We start from the raw sequence: 19429 nt of genomic DNA on the forward strand, positions 1-19429 counted from the left end.
GGATAACGCCGTTGGCGTTATGCGCCCTACGGGAGGCGGGACCACCGGGGCGTAGGGCGAATAACCGCGTGCGGTTATCCGCCGTGGCGGAAGTGGCGGTATCGGCGGATAACGCCGTTGGCGTCATGCGCCCTACGGGAGCCGGGACCACCGGGGCGTAGGGCGAATAGCCGCGTGCGGTTATCCGCCGTGGCGGAGGCCGGGTGCAGCGCCGGAGCACGTCGCTGCCCTCAGGAGGGCAGGGCGTCGCCCTGGCGGCGGCGATCGCGTTCGCCGACCCAGTAGGCGATCAGCTCACGCAATTGCGACAGCTCCACCGGCTTGGCCATGTGCCCGTCCATGCCGACCAGCCGCGCGCGTTCCTTGTGTTCGCTGAGGATGTGCGCGGTGAGCGCCACCACCGGGGTATGCGGGCGCTGTTCGTGGGCTTCCCAGGCGCGGAGCTGCTCGGTGGCGGAGAAGCCGTCCAGAACCGGCATCTCGCAGTCCATCAGCACCAGGTCGTACTGGGTCGCCTTCATCGCGCTGAGCGCCTCCTGGCCGTTGCTGGCGGTGTCCGGCTGGAGGTTGAGCTTGTTCAACATGCCGCGGATGACCTTGGTGGAGATGCTGTTGTCCTCGGCGACGAGGATCCGGAAGTCGCTCGGCAGGCTCGGCGCCTGCGCTTCCTTGGCCGGTTGCAGGTAGTTGGTGACGCCGCTGACGCCGCGCTGGGCGAGTTCGTCGGCGAGGGTCGCCTTCAGCGTGTAGCCGGCCACCGGCTTGGCCAGGATGCGCTTGATCCCGGCGTTGCGGGCGATGATCTTGCTCGGCGCGTTGCTGATCCCGGTGAGCATGATCAGCAGGATGTCGTGGTTGAGGTTGGGGTCTTCCTTGATCTTCGCCGCCAGTTGCATGCCGGTCATGCCGGGCATGTCCTGGTCGAGCAGGACCACGTCGAAGTACTCGCGCAGGTGCGCCTTGGTGCGCAACTGGGCCAGCGCCTCCTTGCCGGACGACACCGCGCTGACGTTCAGGCCCCAGCCGCTGCACTGCTGCACCAGCACCTTGCGGCAGGTTTCGTTGTCGTCCACCACCAGCAGCCGGGCGCCCTGCAGCGGGCCGTCGAGGTCGGCGGTGGGGTTCTCCAGCTGCTGCGGGTCGAGCGGCAGGGTCAGCGACAGGGTGGTGCCCTGGCTGCTGCCGGACTGGATGCCGAACTCCCCGCCCATCAGCCGCACCAGTTGGCGGGCGATGATCAGGCCGAGGTGGCTGCCGAGCTTGCTGGCGGAAAGGAAGTCGCCGCTGTGCAGCTCGGCGGTGAGCAGCGCCTCGCGCTCCTTGGCGTCGAACGGGTGGCCGCTGTCCTGCACGGCGATGCGCAGGCGTGGCGTCTCGCCCTGGTGGTCGAGGGCCACCACCAGCAGGATCTCGCCTTCCTCGGTCTGCTTGAACGCGTTGTCCAGCAGGCTCAGGACCACCTGGCGCAGGCGCGTCGGATCGCCGCCGATGACCCGCGGCACCTGCGGCTGGGTGAAGCTGATCAGCTCGATGCGCTGCTGCTCGGCCTTGACCCGGAAGATATCCAGGCAGTCCTCGATCAACGCGTTGAGGTCGAACTGCACTTCGTCCAGCTCGATCTGCCCGGACTCCAGCTTGGAGATGTCGAGGATCTCGTTGATCAGCGTGAGCAGCTCGTTGCCGGCGCTGTGGATGGTCTGCACGTAGTCGCGCTGCTTCGCCGACAACGGGGTGCCGAGGAGCAGTTCGGTCATCCCCAGCACGCCGTTCATGGGCGTGCGGATCTCGTGGCTGATCTTGGCCAGGAACTCGGCCTTGGTCTGCAATTCCGCGGTGTGCGCCGCCTCGCTGGTGCGCTGTTGCAGGTTGAGCTGCTGGATCAGCCGCTGGCGTTCGGTGAGCGAGACGCTCAGGACCAGCCCGGCGAGGGTGGCGAAGCTGAACACGCCGAGCACCAGCCAGCCCGGATCGAGTTGCTTGGTGCCGAACAGTACCGGCAGGAACACCATGAAGCCGGCGTTGAACACGATCATCCCGGCAACGATCAGGCGCGCCGGCTGGTAGCCGCGATACCAGTGCCAGGCCGCGATCAGCGGGACGCTGAGCGAACTGAGGATCACCAGCAGGTAGATCAGCCAGCTGAACCAGAGTTGCTGGGTGAAGGCGATGATCGCGCCGACCGCCAGGATCAACAGCGCCTCGCCTTGCAGGAGGCGGTTCAGGCGGCTTTCCGCAGTGCCGCGGAAGAAGCTGCAGGCGAACCACAGCAGGCTCACCGCGGCGCCGAGGGCGCCGAGGTCGGCGGTCAGCGACTGGTTGAACTTGAGTCCCGGCAGCCAGAACGCCACCAGCCCCAGGTTCGCCGCGGCGCAGACCGCCAGCGCCGCGTGCACCGCCGCCAGCCACAGGCTGCTGGCGCTGCGCGAGTAGGCGAAGCGGATCAGGTTGTACATCAGCAGCAGGAGCATGCCGCCGAGCAGCATGCCGAAGGCGTAGGCGGGCTTCTCCAGGCCGACCAGGCCGGCTTCGTCGATCTGGTCGAACCAGGCCATCAGCGGATGGTTGGAGGTCATCCGCACGTACAGGGTCATCGGTTTGCCGTCGACCGGCAGCGAGAACAGGTAGGAGCGCGAGGGCAGCGGGCGCTCCTGGAACGGTCGCGACTCGCCGGTGTGCTGGTCCCGCACCAGTTGGCCGTCCTGCACCAGGTAGTAGTCCAGGTACTGCACCCGCGGGGCGAAGATCCACAGCCAGCTCGGCACCTTCTGCGCGGGAAGCTGGACCTGCAGCCAGACCGCCTGGGGGCTGGCGGGGAAGATGAAGGAGCGCTTGGCCAGCGGGCGGAACTGCTCCTTGCGCTGGAGGACGTCGGCGATCCGCAGTTGCGCGCTCTCGTCGCGCAGCAGGCGCCAGTTCTGGTTGACGCTGGGGGTGGTGGCGGTGGTTTGCAGGGGAACGCTGGAAACGCCGGCGTCGTCCGCGACCGCCGGCGACATCGGACCGAGCAGAAGCAGCAGGAAGCTGACGAGTAGTCCTATGGCGATCCGAAGCCGTACCACGGCGAAGTCCCTTCGAAGGTGAATGGCCGGATTATAGCCAAGTGGCCGTGGCAACGGCATAGGCCGCGGAAGCGCCGTGCGGCGCCCGCGGCTTCGGGCCCGGTCAGGACTCGCCGCGCTCGCGGGCGATGGCACGGTAGCCGATGTCCTTGCGGTAGAAGCAGCCGTTCCAGCGGATCTTCTCGGCCAGGCGATAGGCCTGTTGCTGGGCGGCGGACACGCTCTCGCCGATGGCGGTGGCACAGAGCACGCGGCCGCCGGAGGTGACCACCTGGCCATCCTTCAGCGCGGTGCCGGCGTGGAACACCTTGCCGTCCAGCGCGGCGGCCTCGGCCAGGCCTTCGATGACCTCGCCCTTGGCGTAGTCGCCCGGATAGCCGCCGGCGGCCAGTACCACGCCCACGGTCGGACGCGGGTCCCAGGTCGCCTCGACCTTGTCCAGCGCCTTGGCCAGGGCGGCCTCGACCAGCAGGACCAGGGAGGACTCCAGGCGGACCATGATCGGCTGGGTTTCCGGATCGCCGAAGCGGCAGTTGAATTCGATGACCTTGGGCGCGCCGCTCTTGTCGATCATCAGGCCGGCATAGAGGAAGCCGGTATAGACGTTGCCTTCCTCGGCCATGCCGCGCACGGTCGGGTAGATCACTTCGTCCAGCACCCGCTGGTGGACCTCGGCGGTGACCACCGGGGCCGGCGAGTAGGCGCCCATGCCGCCGGTGTTCGGCCCGCTGTCGCCATCGCCGACGCGCTTGTGGTCCTGGCTGGTGGCCATCGGCAGCACGTTCTGGCCGTCGACCATGACGATGAAGCTGGCCTCCTCGCCATCGAGGAACTCCTCGATCACCACGCGCGAGCCGGCGTCGCCGAAGGCATTGCCGGCGAGCATGTCGCGCACGGCGGCTTCGGCTTCGTCCAGGTTCATGGCGACGATCACGCCCTTGCCCGCGGCCAGGCCATCGGCCTTGATGACGATGGGTGCGCCCTGCTCGCGCAGGTAGGCCAGGGCCGGCTCGACCTCGGTGAAGTTGCGATAGGCGGCGGTGGGGATCCGGTGGCGGGCGAGGAAGTCCTTGGTGAAGGCCTTCGAGCCTTCCAGCTGGGCGGCGCCGGCGGTCGGGCCGAAGATATCCAGGCCGCGCTCGCGGAACAGGTCGACCACGCCTGCCACCAGCGGCGCCTCGGGACCGACGATGGTCAACTGGACGTTCTTCGCGGCGAAGTCGGCCAGTTGCTCCAGGGCCAGCACGTCGATGGCGACGTTCTCGCACTTGGCTTCGGTGGCGGTGCCGGCGTTGCCCGGGGCGACGAAGACCTTCGCCACGCGCGGGTCCTGGGCGACTTTCCAGGCCAGGGCATGTTCACGACCGCCGCTGCCGATGATGAGTACGTTCATGGGGTTCTCCTGGCGCAACGGCGGGTAACGCGCCGCGTTATCCGCCCTGCGTGAAATTCGTGGGTAGGGCGGCTGACCGCATCGCGCTCAGCCGCCGTGATACTCAATGGCGGAAATGGCGCATGCCAGTGAACACCATCGCGATATCCGCCTCGTCGGCCGCCGCGATCACTTCGTTGTCGCGCATCGAGCCGCCCGGCTGGATCACCGCGGTGATGCCGGCCTTGGCCGCGTTGTCGATGCCGTCGCGGAACGGGAAGAAGGCGTCGGAAGCCATCACCGCGCCTTTCACTTCCAGGCCGGCGTGCTCGGCCTTGATCGCGGCGATCCGTGCGGAGTTGACCCGGCTCATCTGGCCGGCGCCGACGCCGACGGTCTGGCGGTTCCTGGCGTAGACGATGGCGTTGGACTTGACGAATTTGGCCACCTTCCAGGCGAAGATCAGGTCGTGGATCTCCTGCTCGGTGGGCGCGCGGCGAGTGACGATCTTCAGGTCCTCGGCCTTGATCATGCCGATGTCGCGGCTCTGTACCAGCAGGCCGCCGTTGACCCGCTTGAAGTCCCAGCCCGGGGCGCGCTCGGCTGGCCATTCGCCGCATTCGAGCAGGCGTACGTTGGCCTTGGCGGCGACCACCTCGCGGGCGGCGGCGGAAATCTTCGGCGCGATGATCACCTCGACGAACTGGCGCTCGACGATGGCCTTGGCGGTTTCGCCGTCCAGCTCGCGGTTGAAGGCGATGATGCCGCCGAACGCCGATTCGCTATCGGTGGCGTAGGCCAGGTCGTAGGCCTTGCGGATGCCGCCTTCGTCTTCCGGCACCACGGCGACGCCGCAGGGGTTGGCATGCTTGACGATCACGCAGGCCGGCTTGAGGAAGCTCTTCACGCATTCCAGGGCGGCGTCGGTGTCGGCGACGTTGTTGAACGACAGTTCCTTGCCCTGCAACTGGATGGCGGTGGAGACGCTGGCCTCGCCCTTCTTCGCCTCGACGTAGAACGCCGCGCTCTGGTGCGGGTTCTCGCCGTAGCGCATTTCCTGGGCCTTGACGAACTGGCTGTTGAAGGTGCGCGGGAAGGCGCCGCGGTCGGCGGTGCCTAGGGTATCGCGGGTCTGGTCGATGGTACCCAGGTAGTTGGCGATCATGCCGTCGTAGGCGGAGGTGTGCTCGAACGCCTTGAGGGCCAGGTCGAAACGCTGGGCGTAGGTCAGGCCGCCGGCCTTGAGGGATTCGATCACGGCGGCGTAGTCGCCGGCATTGACCACGATGGCGACATCCTTGTGGTTCTTCGCCGCCGAACGGACCATGGTCGGCCCGCCGATGTCGATGTTCTCGATGGCGGTAGGCAGGTCGCAGTCGGGCCGGGCCACCGTGGCCTCGAAGGGATACAGGTTGACCGCCACCAGGTCGATCGGCTTGATGCCGTGCTGCTCCATGACCGCGCCGTCGAGGTCGCGGCGACCGAGGATACCGCCATGCACCTTCGGGTGCAGGGTCTTCACCCGACCGTCCATCATTTCCGGGAAGCCGGTGTAGTCGGCCACTTCCACGGCAGAGATGCCGTTGTCCCGGAGCAGCTTGTAGGTGCCGCCGGTGGAAAGGATTTCCACGCCGAGGGCGACCAGCTCACGGGCGAAGTCGACGACGCCGGTCTTGTCGGAAACGCTGATCAGCGCGCGGCGGATGGGCAGGCGGGTGGTTTGGTCGGTCATTGCAAGGGTCCTGAGGGCTGGCTTCCGGCCGCGGGTGCCGGCCGGGACGCGCGCCCTTGGCCGGAGCCCGCCGCCGCTCTTAAAGAAGATCGTATTGCTTGAGTTTCTTGCGCAGGGTCCCGCGGTTCAGGCCGAGTAGCTCGGAGGCCTTGGTCTGGTTCCCCTTGACGTGGTTCATGACGGTTTCCAGCAGCGGCGCTTCGACTTCGCAGAGCACCATGTTGTAAACGTCCGTGACCGGCTGCCCTTCGAGGTGGGCGAAGTAGTTGTGCAATGCCTTCTCCACGCTGTCGCGCAGGGTCTGCCCTTCTTGCGTCGGCGTGGTGAGGTGCTGTTTCAGGTTGGCGTTGTCGCTCACGGGCGTTGTTCCACTCACTAAAGTCTCGGTCGTCATCGTTGTCATGCGGCCACCCCTGTTCCGTTGTTCTGGCGCTCGGCGAAGAACTGCCTGACGCTGGCGCACTGCGCATCCGTGTCCTGCAAGCGATTGAACTGGGCGCGGAATTCCCTTGCGCCCGGCAGAGTCGCGAGATACCACCCCACATGCTTGCGGGCGATCCGCACACCCATTTCTTCCCCATAAAAAAGGTGCAGCTCCGCGAGGTGTTCGAGCAGGATGCTCTGCACTTCGGGAAGCGGCGCCGCCGGCAGGTGCTCGCCGGTCCGCAGGTAATGGTCGATCTCGCGGAAAATCCACGGTCTTCCCTGGGCGGCCCGACCGATCAGCAGGGCATCCACCCCGGTCTGCTCGATGACTTTCCTGGCCTTTTCCGGCGAATCGATGTCGCCATTGGCGAACACCGGTATCGACACGGCCTGCTTGATCGCCGCGATGGTCTCGTACTCCGCCTCCCCGGTGTACAGGTCGGCGCGGGTCCGGCCATGCACCGCAAGAGCCTGGATCCCCGCCTGTTCGGCGAGCTTCGCGACGGTGACGCCGTTACGGTTGTCCCGGTCCCAGCCGGTCCGGATCTTCAGGGTGACCGGTACGTCGACCGCCCTGACCACGGCATCGAGGATCTCGGCGACCAGCGCCTCGTCCCGCAGCAGGGCGGACCCCGCTGCCTTGTTGCATACCTTCTTCGCCGGGCAGCCCATGTTGATGTCGATGATCTGCGCACCGAGTTCCACATTGCGCTGCGCGGCCTCGGCCAGCATGGCCGGATCGCCGCCGGCGATCTGCACCGAGCGCGGCTCGTCCTCGCCATCGTGGATCAGGCGCAGGCGCGACTTGCGGCTGTTCCACAGGCGGACGTCGCTGGTCACCATCTCCGATACCACCATCCCGGCGCCAAGGCGACGGCAAAGCTGACGGAACGGACGATCGGTCACCCCGGCCATCGGCGCGAGGATCAGTCTGTTGGGCAGTGTATATGGGCCGATGCGTACCACCGACATGGGGCTTCCCTGTCTTGCGGTGCTGCGAAAAAAGGGAGGGCATGATACCCGCTCTGGATGACCGGATAAAGGCTGTTTTGGATAAATTCTGAACAGCCGATTCCTTAGTTCTTACAGTTGGAAGACGAGCGGCACTTGCGCCTGGCGCTCCGCGCGAGCGGGTGGGCGTAGCGGCCCGGCGGCGACCGGCGAGGTCTTTCCGGTCACTCCGGGGAATGGAAGCTCAGGCTGTAGTTCACCGCCTTCGGACCCGGGTCGAGGATGTCCAGCGACACGTGGATCGGTACCTGCGGTGGCATTTCCGTTCGTCCGGCCAGCTCGCCGCCGAGGTACTCGCCGGGCTTGAAGCGGCGATTGGCGATGAGGTGGCCGTTGAGGTCGGCGAAGCGCAGTTCCAGCAGCGGGAACGGCTGCGAGAAGCTGGCGCGATTGTAGATGATCGCGTCGACCACCAGCGCGCCGCTGAATTCGGGATGGCTGCGGACCACCAGGTTGCTGCTCCTGATCTGCTCCACGTCGACCTTGGAGGGAAGGGTGCAGCCGATTTCCGGGCAGAGCTGGGCGAACCAGGGGCGATAGGCGTCCTGGCGCGCCAGTTCGTCGAAATGGTAGGCGATGTACTGAGCGGCGAGACCGCCCAGCGCCAGCAGGATCAGCAGCAGCCAGCCGAGACGCCGCGGCCATTGGCGCCGGGGCTTCTCCCAGGCCAGTTGCAGCGGCTCGTCGCGCAACTGGTCGAGACTCTCGACCGGCGCCTCGTCCGGTTTGCGGGCGCTGCCCAGGGGCGCGACGGACTGTTCCTCGGCGCTTTCCTCGTCGTCTTCATCCAGGGCGCTCAGGCCGTGGCGGCGCTTGCCGAGGCTGGGCTCGTCGTCATCGTCGTCATCGAGGCTGAGGCGAAGTTCCGGCGGATCCTCGGCGCGGCGCAGCGGCACGAAGGATACCCGCTCTTCCGCCAGCGGTTCGCCGAGGCTCGGTTCCTGGCGCGGATTGCCGCGCGCCGGCTGGGCCGGTTCGGCATCGGCGATCAGCGCCTCGGCCCAGCGTTCGTCATGTGGATCGCGTTCGTCGTCGCGGCGCGCCAGCAGGCTTTCCGCCGGTCGCGGGGCCTTCTCGATGCTGGAGAATTCCTGGTTCAGCTCGAATTCGTCGAGCTTGGCCAGTTCCTCGTCGAGGTTGAGGCTGTCCAGGTCGAGGTCGTCATGGATCCACAGGGTTTCGTCGCGCGGGCGCGCTGCCGGGGGCGCGGCCGAGGTGGCGGCCGCGACGCTGGGCGCGGGTGGCGGAGCGGCGGCCGGCTTCGCTTCGGCTGCCGAAGGAGCGTTCGCGCGCGGCGCGCCACCGACCTGGTGTTGCAGGGCGTTGAAGACTTTCAGGCAGGTGCCGCAGCGGACCGCGCCATTGGCGGCGCCCAGTTGCGCGTCGTTGACGCGGAAACTGGTGCTGCAATGGGGACATTGGGTGATGACGCTTTCGCTCATGCGGCGATCCGTAGGGAAAATCCGGCGGCTAGTCTACCCCAAGCTTCTTGCACGAAGGCAGTGGGGCGGGATCAGTGGTGGCTGGCGGCGCGCCATCAATCGGCGCGGCGGCGGCCGCTGATGCGGATCCAGCCTTCGCGCTCGGCGGTCGGGTCGAGATCGAAGTGTGCGGAGTAGGCCGCGCGGACCTCCGCGGCCTGCTCGGCGAGGATGCCGGACAGCGCCAGCAGGCCGCCGGGACGTACCAGGCCGGTCAGTTGCGGGGCGAGGGAAACCAGCGGGCCGGCGAGGATATTGGCGACCAGCACGTCGGCCTGTCGCTGCGGCAGGTCCGCCGGCAGGTAGACAGGGAACCGCGCGGGCTCGATACCGTTGCGCGAGGCATTGTCGCGCGAGGCTTCCAGGGCCTGTGGATCGATGTCGGTGCCGACCGCCCGTTCGGCGCCGAGCAGCAGCGCGGCGATGGCGAGGATTCCCGAGCCGCAACCGAAGTCGAGCACCTGCCGGCCGGCCAGTTCCTGGCCGTCGAGCCATTCCAGGCACAGCGCGGTGGTCGGGTGGGTGCCGGTGCCGAAGGCCAGGCCCGGATCGAGCAGCAGGTTGACCGCGTCCGGCTCGGGGGCGGCGTGCCAGCTCGGCACGATCCACAGGCGGCGGCCGAAACGCATCGGCTGGAAGTTGTCCATCCAGCTGCGTTCCCAATCCTGGTCGGCGATTTCCTCGACATGGTGCTCGGGCAGGTCGCCGCCGGTAAGCAAGGCGAGGTGGGCGAGCAGGGCGGTCTCGTCGGTGTCCGCTTCGAACAGCGCCAGCAGGTGGGTGCGCGACCACAGCGGGGTGGTGCCGAGGTCCGGCTCGAAGATCGGCTGGTCTTCGGCGTCCATGAAGGTCACGGAGACGGCGCCGACTTCGAGCAGGGCGTCTTCGTAGGTTTCGGCCTGTTCCGGGGTGATGGCCAGGCGAACTTGTAACCAGGGCATGGGGCGACCTCTGTTGCGGCTGTAAACGAAACGGGCCGCCCAGGGGCGACCCGTTTTCCACCGCGCAAGCTTACTTGAGGCTAGCCGGCGCTGCCACTCTCTGCCGTGGCCTCGCCGCGCAGTTGCGCCAGGCCGCGATTGGCCAGGTGGCAGGTACCGCCGCCGAGCACCGCCGGCAGCAGCAGGTTGAGCAGCGGCACCAGCGCCAGGAGCAGTATCAGCAGGCCGAACAGCAACAGGCTGCCGCGGCGAGCACGAAGTACGGCGAGCTGCTCGCCGGCATCGGCCAGCCCGGCCAGCGTGGCGGGCAGCAGGAAGCGGATGTTCAGGTAGGCCAGCGCCAGCAGCAGGAGTACACCGTTGTAGAGCGGAACCAGCAGGCCGACCAGGATCGATCCGGAAACGCCCAGCCAGGGTGCCAGGCGGAAGCCGGCGGCACGCCACAGCGAGATCCTTTCGCCGGAGGCAGGTGCCAGTCGCGGGTAGCGTTGGCGGACCTGTTCCTTCAGTTGTCCGAGCAGGCCGATGCGCAGGCCCAGGCGGATGCCGAAGACGATGCTGGCGGCGTACAGGACGACGAAGAACAGCGCGGCATAGCCGACGAAATAGAACGCCAGTTGCGCCAGTCCCGCCAGGCCGTTGAAGGCCGCCAGCGGATCGAAGTACGGGCCACCGCTGCCGGCCTCGATCAGCGAGCCGCTGGGGATCAGGGCGAAGTTGGCCACGCTGAATGCCGTGTACAGCGCGGCCCAGCCGCAGAGGCGGATGATCGGTTCGAAGAAATGCACGAACAGCCAGGTGCACAGCACGCTGACGAGAATGCACAGGCTCGCGGAGCGGAAGAGTGCGGCGGGTTGCAGGCTTTCCCTGAAACCCAGGGCGAAGCAGGTCGCGGCCTCGGTCGCGGCGGCCAGCGATTGGCGGTACCAGCGGCGGATGCGTTCCATGCAGGAGTCCGGTGGTGGAGGGGCGACGAGGATAGCACCGTTGGGGCGGCCGGCAGGCGGAAACGACAAGGGCCGCCCGGAGGCAGCCCTTGTGCGCAGCGACTGACGGATCAGTGCTTGTCCATACCCAGTTTCTTCTCCAGGTAATGGATGTTCACCCCGCCCTTGCAGAAGGCGGCGTCGCGCACCAGGTCCTTGTGCAGTTCGGTATTGGTCTTGATACCGTCGACGATCAACTCGTCCAGGGCATTGCGCATCCGCGCCAGCGCCTCGTCGCGGTCGGCACCGTAGGTGATGACCTTGCCGACCAGCGAGTCGTAGTTCGGCGGCACGCTGTAGCCGCTGTAGAGGTGCGAGTCGACGCGCACGCCGTTGCCGCCGGGGGCGTGGAAGTGCTTGACCTTGCCCGGGCTGGGCATGAAGGTCTTCGGGTCTTCGGCGTTGATCCGGCATTCCAGCGCATGGCCGCGGATGACCACGTCCTCCTGGCGGATCGAGAGCTTCTCGCCGGAGGCGATGCGCAGCATCTCCTTGACGATGTCGACACCGGTGACCATCTCAGATACCGGGTGCTCCACCTGCACGCGAGTGTTCATCTCGATGAAGTAGAAGCGGCCGTTCTCGTAGAGGAACTCGAAGGTGCCGGCGCCGCGGTAGCCGATCTCGATGCAGGCCTGGACGCAGCGGGCGAAGACTTCCTGGCGAGCCTTCTCGTCGATGCCGGGGGCCGGCGCCTCTTCGATCACCTTCTGGTGGCGGCGCTGCAGGGAGCAGTCGCGGTCGCCGAGGTGGATGGCGTTGCCCTGGCCGTCGGAAAGCACCTGGACTTCCACGTGGCGCGGGTTGGTCAGGAACTTCTCCAGGTAGACCATCGGGTTGCCGAACGCCGCGCCGGCCTCGGTGCGGGTCAGCTTGGCCGACTTGATCAGCTCGGATTCGTCGTAGACCACGCGCATGCCGCGACCACCGCCGCCGCCGGCGGCCTTGATGATCACCGGGTAGCCGACCTCGCGGGCGATCGCCAGGGCGGTTTCTTCATCTTCCGGCAGCGGGCCGTCGGAGCCCGGCACGGTGGGGACGCCGGCGCGCTTCATGGCGTCCTTGGCCGAGACCTTGTCGCCCATCAGGCGGATCACCTCGGCGGTCGGGCCGACGAAGGTGAAGCCGGAGCGTTCGATCTGCTCGGCGAAGTCGGCGTTCTCGGCGAGGAAGCCGTAGCCGGGGTGGATCGCGGTGGCGCCGGTGACCTCGGCCGCGGCGATGATCGCCGGGATCTGCAGGTACGACTGGGTGGCCGGGGCCGGACCGATGCACACCGATTCGTCGGCGAGCGACAGGTGCATCAACTCGCGGTCGGCGGTGGAGTGTACCGCCACCGTCTTGATCCCCAGCTCCTTGCATGCGCGAAGGATGCGCAAGGCGATTTCGCCGCGGTTGGCGATCAGCACTTTTTCCAACATCGCAGGTTCCCCGCGGCTTAGACGATGGTGAACAGCGGCTGGTCGAACTCAACCGGCTGGCCGTTCTCCACCAGGATCGACTCGATGGTGCCGCTAACTTCGGCTTCGATGTGGTTCATCATCTTCATGGCTTCGACGATGCACAGGATGTCGCCTTTCTTCACGCTCTGGCCGACTTCGACGAAGTTGGCCGAGGTCGGCGAGGCGGCGCGGTAGAAGGTGCCGACCATCGGCGAGCGAACCACGTTGCCGTTCAGCTTCGGCGCGGCCGGGGCGCTTTCCGCGGCAGCGGCGGCCGGAGCGGCGGCTGCCGGCGCCGGCGCGGCGACCGGAGCGGCGAAGGCCGGAGCCTGTGCGTACACCGGCTGGGCGGCGGTCTTGCTGTGGCGGCTGATGCGTACCGACTCTTCGCCTTCGCGGATTTCCAGCTCGTCGATACCGGACTCTTCCAGCAGCTCGATCAGTTTCTTGACTTTACGAATGTCCATTAGCGCTAGCACTCCCAGTGAGGTCAGGGGCGTTGAAGTTGTTCAAGGGCGGATTCCAGGGCCAGGCGGTAGCCTGTGGCGCCGAGACCGCAGATCACCCCTACCGCCACGTCGGAGAAGTAGGAGTGATGCCGGAAAGGTTCACGTTTGTGCACGTTCGACAGGTGCACTTCGATGAATGGGATGCTCACCGCAAGCAGCGCGTCACGTAACGCGACGCTGGTATGGGTGAATGCCGCCGGATTGATGATGATGAAGTCCACGCCTTCGTCGCGCGCGGCATGGATCCGGTCGATCAGTTCGTATTCGGCGTTGCTTTGCAGATGCAGCAGGTGGTGGCCGGCTTCGCGGGCGCGGCGCTCGAGGTCCTGGTTGATCTGCCCGAGGGTGGTCGAACCGTAGGTGCCGGGCTCGCGGGTGCCCAGCAGGTTCAGATTCGGCCCGTGCAATACGAGGAGGGTCGCCATTGTCTTGTTGATTGTCCTGTACAGGCTGCAAACGGCAAGCGGGCACTATGCCGGAATTTCCGTATGACTGTCCAGTCACTGTTAGATTGCAGTAGATCGCCGCATGTTGACCGGCAATTGCGGCAGAAGTATGTCAGCGCATGTCACTGCCGGGTAGCGGCCCGGCGCAGTCGTTCGGCGAGCCCGGCGGCGTCGATCTCTCCGATGACGCGCAAGTCGCTCCATTCGTCACCGCCCGGGGCGAAGAACAGGATCGCCGGCGGACCGAACAGGTTGTAGCGGTCCAGCAGGCCGCGCTGGGCCGGGTTGCTTTCGGTGATGTCGAAGCGCAGCAGGCGGTAGGCCGGCAGTCGTGCCTGCACCGTGGGATCGGTGAGAACCTGGCGCTCGATGACCTTGCAACTGATGCACCAGTCCGCATACCAGTCCAGCAGCACCGGCTTGCCGGCCTGACGTGCCTCGGCCAGGGCGGCGTCCAACTGCGCCGGGGTGGTCAGGTTCTGCCATTCGCCGGGCGTGCTCGGCGGCCCGGCATGGATCGACGGCACCGAGCGGCCCAGCGGATGGATCGGGTCCGACTCGCCCTGCAGGGCGCCGATCCAGGCGGCCACCGCGTAGGTCAGGAACATCAGGCCAAGCAGTTGCAGCAGGCGGCGTGCGGCGCTCTTCGGGGTGAATTCGAGGGCGCCCAGGGCCAGGCCGGCGCCGCCGGCGAGCATGCCCCAGAGCATCAGCGCCACCGGGCCGGACACCACCCGCTCCAGCAGCCACACGGCGACCGCCAGCAACAGCACGCCGAAGGCGTTGCGCACGCCATTCATCCAGGCTCCGCTCTTGGGCAGCAGGGCGCCGCCGCCGGCGCCGAACACCACCAGCGGCGTACCCATGCCCAGGCCGAGGGCGAACAGTTGCAGGCCGCCCCCCCAGGCATCGCCGCTGGCGCTGATATAGAGCAGCGAGGCGGCCAGCGGGGCGGAGACGCAGGGCGAGACCAGCAGGCTGGAAAGCACGCCGAGGGTGGCCGCGCCGAGGATCGAGCCGCCGCGCGCATCGCCGGCCAGACGGTCGAGCGGTTCGCGGATGAAGCCGGGCAGGCGCAGCTCGAAGAAGCCGAACATGGCCACGGCGAACAGCGCGAAGAACGCCGCGAATGGCACCAGTACCCAGGGCGACTGCAATTGCGCCTGGAGATTGAGGCTGGCGCCGAACATGCCCATCAGCGCGCCGAGCAGGGCGAAGCAGAGCGCCATCGGCAGCACGTAGGCGAGCGACAGGACGAAGCCGCGACCACCGCCCGGCCGGCCGCGCAGGACCACTCCGGAGAGGATCGGCAGCATCGGCAGCACGCAGGGGGTGAAGGTCAGGGTCAGGCCGGCGAGGAAGAAGAACAGCAGGCTGCGCTTGCCCTTGTGCTCGAGCGGGCCCTTGCCGGCCGCGTCGCTCGCGGCTGGCGTCGCGGCACCGCCGTCGATGTCGAAGCGCCTGGTTTCCGGGGGGTAGCAGAGGCCCTTGTCGGCGCAGCCCTGGTACGTCACCACGAGGGTATAGGGCTGCCGGGCCGGATTGTTCAGGGGAATCTTCAGGTCGACGATGTTGTAGTAGACCTCGGTATCGCCGAAGTACTCGTCGTGGTGCTGCTTGCCCGCCGGCAGCTGCACCTGGCCGAGGCTGACCTGGGCTGGCTCGACCTTGAACTGGAAGCGGTGGCGGTAGAGGTAGTAGCCCTCGGCGTTGACGAAGCGCAGCAGCACGTGCTGCGCGTCGCTGCGCTCGACGCTGGGCTTGAACGCCTGGTCGACCTTGAGGAAGCCGCCGCCATCGAGGCCGCCGCCGAGGGAGGCGCCGGGACGGCTGTCGAACAGGCCCGCGCCGGCGGGCAGGGCGACCAGCAGGAGGATCAGGGTCAGCAGGCGGCGCATGGATATCTCGTCGGATCAAAAGCCGGAATGATAGCGGAAAGCCGGGCCCGATCGAGCCCCGTGCGGCTGATCAGGTCCTGCCCCGGTTCCGCTGAGCGGTATCCGACCGGTCCGAAGCCAGACGGTTCCTCTGGCGCCTTGCGGCACGTCGCCGCAGGGTCACAGGCGGAAGGCCTGCACCGTGGTGCGCAGGTCGCCGCCCAGTTGCCGCAGTTGCTCGCCCTGTTCGCGGCTATGGCCGATCAGCCGCAGGTTTTCCCCGCCCAGGGCGTGGATGCGTTCGCTGTGCGAGCGAATCTCGCCGACCGCCTGGCTCTGCTGGGTCGAGCCTTCGGCGATGCGTTCGGCCATCACGCCGATGGTATGGATCGCGGCGACCACTTCGTCCAGCGCGCCTTCCGCCGCGCCGGCCTGTTCGGCGGTGCGTTCGGCATGCTCGACCTGGCTGCGCATGGCCTCCACCGATTGCCGCGCGGCCTGTTGCAGGCGGCCGATGAGCTGCTGGATCTCCTCGGTGGCGCCGGCGGTGCGCTGGGCCAGCGAGCGGACTTCCTCGGCGACCACGGCGAAGCCGCGGCCCTGGTCGCCGGCGCGGGCGGCCTCGATGGCGGCATTGAGGGCGAGCAGGTTGGTCTGTTCGGCGATCGAGCGGATCACCGTCAGCACGCTGCCGATGGTCGCCGACTCCTCGGCCAGGCGCTCGATCGACTGGGCGTTGCCTTGCACCTCGTCGACCAGCTCGCGCAGGCCGCCCAGGCTCTCGCCGATCACCCGCTGGCCATGCTCCACTGCCTGGCCTGCGCTGCGACTGGCGTCGGCGGTCTGGCTGGCGTCTCCGGCGACCTGCTGGATCGCCGCTTCCATGTCGCCGAGGGCGTCGCGGATCTGCCCGGTATCGCCGGCCTGGCGCTCGACCCCGGCGTGCAGGCCGCTGCTGACCTCGGCCAGGGTCTGGCTGCTGCCGGCGACCTGTTCGGCGCGGCGGTGGATCGCGCCGACCAGCTCGGCGAGGAAGCTGCGCAGGCGGTTCAGCGAATCTTCCAGGTTGCGCAGGTCCTCGGTGCGGGTACGCAGGGATATGGGGCGCGAGAAGTCGCCGTCGGCCCAGGCCGAGAGCGCCGGCACCAGTTGCCCGAGGACCCGCGCCAGGCGTCTTTGCAGGCTGTCGATGGCGAGGGCGATGAGCAGGATCAGGGCGATCATCCCACCCTGGATCAGGCGTACCTGGCCTTGCAGGCGCTGGCGTTCGCCGCGCACCTGCGGTTCCAGGGTGGCCAGGGCCTGGCGCACCGCGTCCAGTCTGGCGCCGGTGTCGGCGGACAGTTGCTGGCGACGCTCGATCAGGTCGCGGGTGCGGCGCAACTCGTCCGGATAGCGTTGCAGCAGGCTGGCGAGTTCGCGCCGCAGCGCCACGCCGCGGTCTTCGGCATTGCCGGCGCCAGCCTCGGCGTCGCCGGCCAGCCCCATCATGGCGGCGAAGTCGTCGCTGGCCGAGCGTTGCTCGTCGAGCACGCCGAGCAGCGGCAAGGCCTCGATCCGCCCGGCCTGCTCGCGCAGGTTGGCCAATTCGCGCTCGACGTCGCCGGCCAGGGCCGGGTTGGCGCTTTCCACCAGCTTGGCGCGGGCCAGGCTGAGGCGGGTCAGGTGCAGGCTGGCGAGCAGCAGCGGGGTGCGGCAGGCGCCGGCCTGGGGCTGCCCCGCCGCGGCGTCCAGGTAGGCGGACCATTGTTCCAGGTTGCCGGTGAGGTCGCGCTCGGCCTGTAGCAGCAGGCCCTGCGGGTCGCCGGCGAGCTTGCCGGCGGCGAGCAGGTCGCCGGCGCTGAATTCGCGCAACTCCGCGAGGCTTGGCGCGAGGGTCCGGGCGAGGTCCGGCGGTAGCTCCGGCAAGGCCTCGGCGAGGCTTTCCAGGGCTTGCAGCGCGGCCTGCTGGCGCACGGCGTCGCCGCTGCCGAGGTACTGGCGGATGTTGCGCGCGACCTGTTCGTCGAAGCGCTGCGACAGCTCCAGGTACTGGTCGAGCAACTGGAAGGGCCGCTCCATGGCGCGTTGCGACCACCACAGGGTGATTCCCAGGGCGAGGCAGACGGTGAGCAGGAGCAGGGTGTTGAGGTTGGTGAGTTGCTTGAGGCGCATGGCGAGTCTCGTCCGACTACGGAACGGCGAGACCGCAGGTTATTTCCGTTCGGTTACCGACTGATGACAAAAGGCCATTATCGAGCGTCGGGACGATATACCTCGATCCGGTTGCGCCCGCCGTGCTTGGCCCGGTACAGCGCTTCGTCGGCCTGCTTGGCCATGCTCTTGATATCGAGGTCCGGGGTCAGCTCGGCGATGCCGCAACTGAAGGTGCAGCGCAGGTCGGTCGGTTGCGCCGGGTAGTGGATCTCGGCGAAGCGCTGGCGAATCTCGTCGAGCACCAGGCGCGCGGCGTCCAGGTCGGTGTCCGGAAGGACCACGGCGAACTCTTCGCCGCCATAGCGGCCGATGTGGTCGGTCTTGCGCAGGCGTTGCTTGAGGAACAGCGCCAGGCCCTTGATCACCCGGTCGCCCATGGGGTGGCCGAAACGGTCGTTGACCTGCTTGAAGTGGTCGATGTCGAGCATCGCGAAGCTCAGCGGACGGCCATCGCGACGTGCGCGCAGACGGGCGTCCTCGAGCAGTTGCAGGGTATGGGTGTGGTTGTACAGGCCGGTCAGGCTGTCGCGCACCATCCGCGCCTTCAGGCTGCGCGCGCGGCTGGCGCGGGTGCGCACGGTGGCGATCAGGTGGCGCGGGCGGATCGGCTTGGTGAGGAAGTCGTCGCCGCCTTCGCTCATGGCGTCCAGCTGCTTGTCCAGGTCGTCCTCGGCGGACAGGTAGATGATCGGCACGCTGACGTGGCGCTCGTGCTGGCGGATCACCTTGGCCAATTCGGTGCCCAGGCATTCGGGCATGTACATGTCGAGGATGATCAGGTCGGGCTGGAAGTCGCTCAGCTCGGCCATCACCGACAGTGGCTCGGTGAGTGCGCGGGTGATGATCCCGGCGCTGTTGAGGACCATCTCGGTGTGCAGCGCCTGGGCCCGGGAGTCGTCGACGATCAGTACCCGGTAGGGCTCGTAGAAGCTCAGGCGGCTGAGGGTCTCGATCTTTTCCAGCACGCTGGAGGCGTCCAGGGTGCCGGTGAAGAATTCCTGGCCGCCGGCGCGGGCCGCGGCCAGGCGGGTCGGTGTGTCGGTCTCGCTGTCGCTGAAGAACAGCACCGGCAGCTTGTGTTCGAGGCCGGCCTGGGCCTCGCTGGCCAGTCGCAGGCCCATGTCGGGGCCGGCGAAGTCGACTTCCATGACGATCGCCGCCGGGTAGCGTTCGCGCATGCTGGCGCGGAAGGCGTCGGCGGTCTCGCAGCTCAGCGCCTGCAGACCGAAGAACTCCAGTTGCTGGGCCAGGCGCTCGGCGCGTTCGCGGTCCTTCAGTGCCAGGTAGACCGGTTTGCGCAACGGCGGCAGGACGGTGTGCTCGAGCTGGTCGCCATGCCGCAGGCCGGTGCGCGACAGGCGCTGCATCAACTGGTTGAGTTCGCTGATCGACTCGCTGGAAAGCCGGCCGCGGTTGGCCTCGACGACGTCCAGGGTACGGTCGATGGCACCGGCCAACTGGGCATGCTCGGCTTGCTCGAAGCGTTCGGCGTAGCGCTGCAGGCGCAGGGTGGCGTCGGCCAGTTCTTCCATGCCGTCGCTGTTCCACTCCGCGCGGGTCAGGCGTTGCCAGACCTCCAGAACCTGGCGCGCCTGGTTGATCACTCGCTGGGCGAAGTGGTGCTTCAGGCGGTCCAGGGTCGGGTCATCGTGCTCGGTCATCATGACGCGCTTCTTTCGTGGTCTTCGCGGCAGAGCGTCGCTGCGAATGATGGCTCTATGCTATCATCTATCGCCATGAAAGCCAGCGGCCGTTGGGCGGCTGACGAGAGGAGCCTTTTCTTTTCCAAATGTCATCCCCACCTGTTGGTGGGTGCCTTTGTGCGACGGACTACGGCATGCTTATGCCTGTTTCGGAAAATTCTCACTGAGCATTCCGGCACAAAACCGGCTTCCACTACGCTGAAAGCCGACGATGCCGAGGTTTTCGGCGTCCTGGAAGGGTTGGCGCT

The 19429-nt window shown here is 67.5% G+C and carries 14 protein-coding genes; all 14 read right to left on the reverse strand.

Going from position 1 to position 19429, the window contains the following annotated elements:
- Positions 1–230 precede the first annotated feature (230 nt).
- The 14 genes from retS to gcbA all read right to left on the reverse strand — a co-directional run bounded on the left by retS (position 231) and on the right by gcbA (position 19142).
- Positions 231–3059, reverse strand: coding sequence for a hybrid sensor histidine kinase/response regulator RetS (gene retS, locus HMPREF3014_RS31715; RefSeq protein ID WP_023087850.1), 2829 nt, complete (start codon positions 3057–3059; stop codon positions 231–233).
- Positions 3060–3162: 103 nt separating this feature from the next.
- Positions 3163–4452 (reverse strand): phosphoribosylamine--glycine ligase, encoded by a 1290-nt coding sequence (gene purD / locus HMPREF3014_RS31720; RefSeq protein WP_003121117.1) that lies wholly within the window; start codon positions 4450–4452, stop codon positions 3163–3165.
- Positions 4453–4555: 103 nt separating this feature from the next.
- On the reverse strand, positions 4556–6163 hold the full coding sequence (gene purH, locus HMPREF3014_RS31725) for a bifunctional phosphoribosylaminoimidazolecarboxamide formyltransferase/IMP cyclohydrolase (RefSeq protein WP_003105151.1): 1608 nt from the start codon (positions 6161–6163) through the stop codon (positions 4556–4558).
- A 79-nt stretch (positions 6164–6242) separates the two neighbouring features.
- On the reverse strand, positions 6243–6566 hold the full coding sequence (fis, locus tag HMPREF3014_RS31730; protein WP_003121116.1) for a DNA-binding transcriptional regulator Fis: 324 nt from the start codon (positions 6564–6566) through the stop codon (positions 6243–6245).
- Positions 6563–7561 (reverse strand): tRNA dihydrouridine synthase DusB, encoded by a 999-nt coding sequence (gene dusB / locus HMPREF3014_RS31735; RefSeq protein ID WP_003095402.1) that lies wholly within the window; start codon positions 7559–7561, stop codon positions 6563–6565. The genes fis and dusB overlap by 4 nt, the downstream gene beginning before the upstream one ends.
- A 203-nt stretch (positions 7562–7764) precedes the next feature.
- On the reverse strand, positions 7765–9042 hold the full coding sequence (locus HMPREF3014_RS31740) for a DUF3426 domain-containing protein (protein ID WP_003161322.1): 1278 nt from the start codon (positions 9040–9042) through the stop codon (positions 7765–7767).
- 95 nt (positions 9043–9137) lie between these two features.
- Positions 9138–10022 (reverse strand): 50S ribosomal protein L11 methyltransferase, encoded by an 885-nt coding sequence (gene prmA, locus HMPREF3014_RS31745; RefSeq protein ID WP_003107506.1) that lies wholly within the window; start codon positions 10020–10022, stop codon positions 9138–9140.
- 80 nt (positions 10023–10102) lie between these two features.
- A complete protein-coding gene (locus HMPREF3014_RS31750; protein WP_004347772.1) occupies positions 10103–10969 on the reverse strand; it encodes an EI24 domain-containing protein in 867 nt (288 codons plus the stop codon).
- A gap of 110 nt (positions 10970–11079) precedes the next feature.
- On the reverse strand, positions 11080–12429 hold the full coding sequence (gene accC / locus HMPREF3014_RS31755; protein ID WP_003095391.1) for an acetyl-CoA carboxylase biotin carboxylase subunit: 1350 nt from the start codon (positions 12427–12429) through the stop codon (positions 11080–11082).
- Positions 12430–12446: 17 nt separating this feature from the next.
- Positions 12447–12917: an acetyl-CoA carboxylase biotin carboxyl carrier protein gene (gene accB / locus HMPREF3014_RS31760; protein WP_003110495.1), complete on the reverse strand. Its 471-nt coding sequence runs from the start codon at positions 12915–12917 to the stop codon at positions 12447–12449.
- Positions 12918–12940: 23 nt separating this feature from the next.
- Positions 12941–13384, reverse strand: coding sequence for a type II 3-dehydroquinate dehydratase (gene aroQ, locus HMPREF3014_RS31765; RefSeq protein WP_003095385.1), 444 nt, complete (start codon positions 13382–13384; stop codon positions 12941–12943).
- Between the two features lie 143 nt (positions 13385–13527).
- The gene (locus HMPREF3014_RS31770) at positions 13528–15303 is read right to left on the reverse strand and encodes a protein-disulfide reductase DsbD (protein ID WP_003106232.1); all 1776 of its coding nucleotides are present in this window, start codon (positions 15301–15303) and stop codon (positions 13528–13530) included.
- Positions 15304–15462: 159 nt separating this feature from the next.
- Positions 15463–17436 (reverse strand): methyl-accepting chemotaxis protein CtpL, encoded by a 1974-nt coding sequence (ctpL, locus tag HMPREF3014_RS31775; RefSeq protein ID WP_023087849.1) that lies wholly within the window; start codon positions 17434–17436, stop codon positions 15463–15465.
- A gap of 77 nt (positions 17437–17513) precedes the next feature.
- Positions 17514–19142, reverse strand: a complete 1629-nt coding sequence (gene gcbA, locus HMPREF3014_RS31780) for a diguanylate cyclase GcbA (protein ID WP_003106227.1) — start codon at positions 19140–19142, stop codon at positions 17514–17516.
- Between the last annotated feature and the right edge of the window lie 287 nt (positions 19143–19429).

The sequence above is a fragment of the Pseudomonas sp. HMSC065H01 genome (assembly GCF_001815235.1).
GTDB classification, from domain to species: Bacteria; Pseudomonadota; Gammaproteobacteria; order Pseudomonadales; family Pseudomonadaceae; genus Pseudomonas; species Pseudomonas aeruginosa.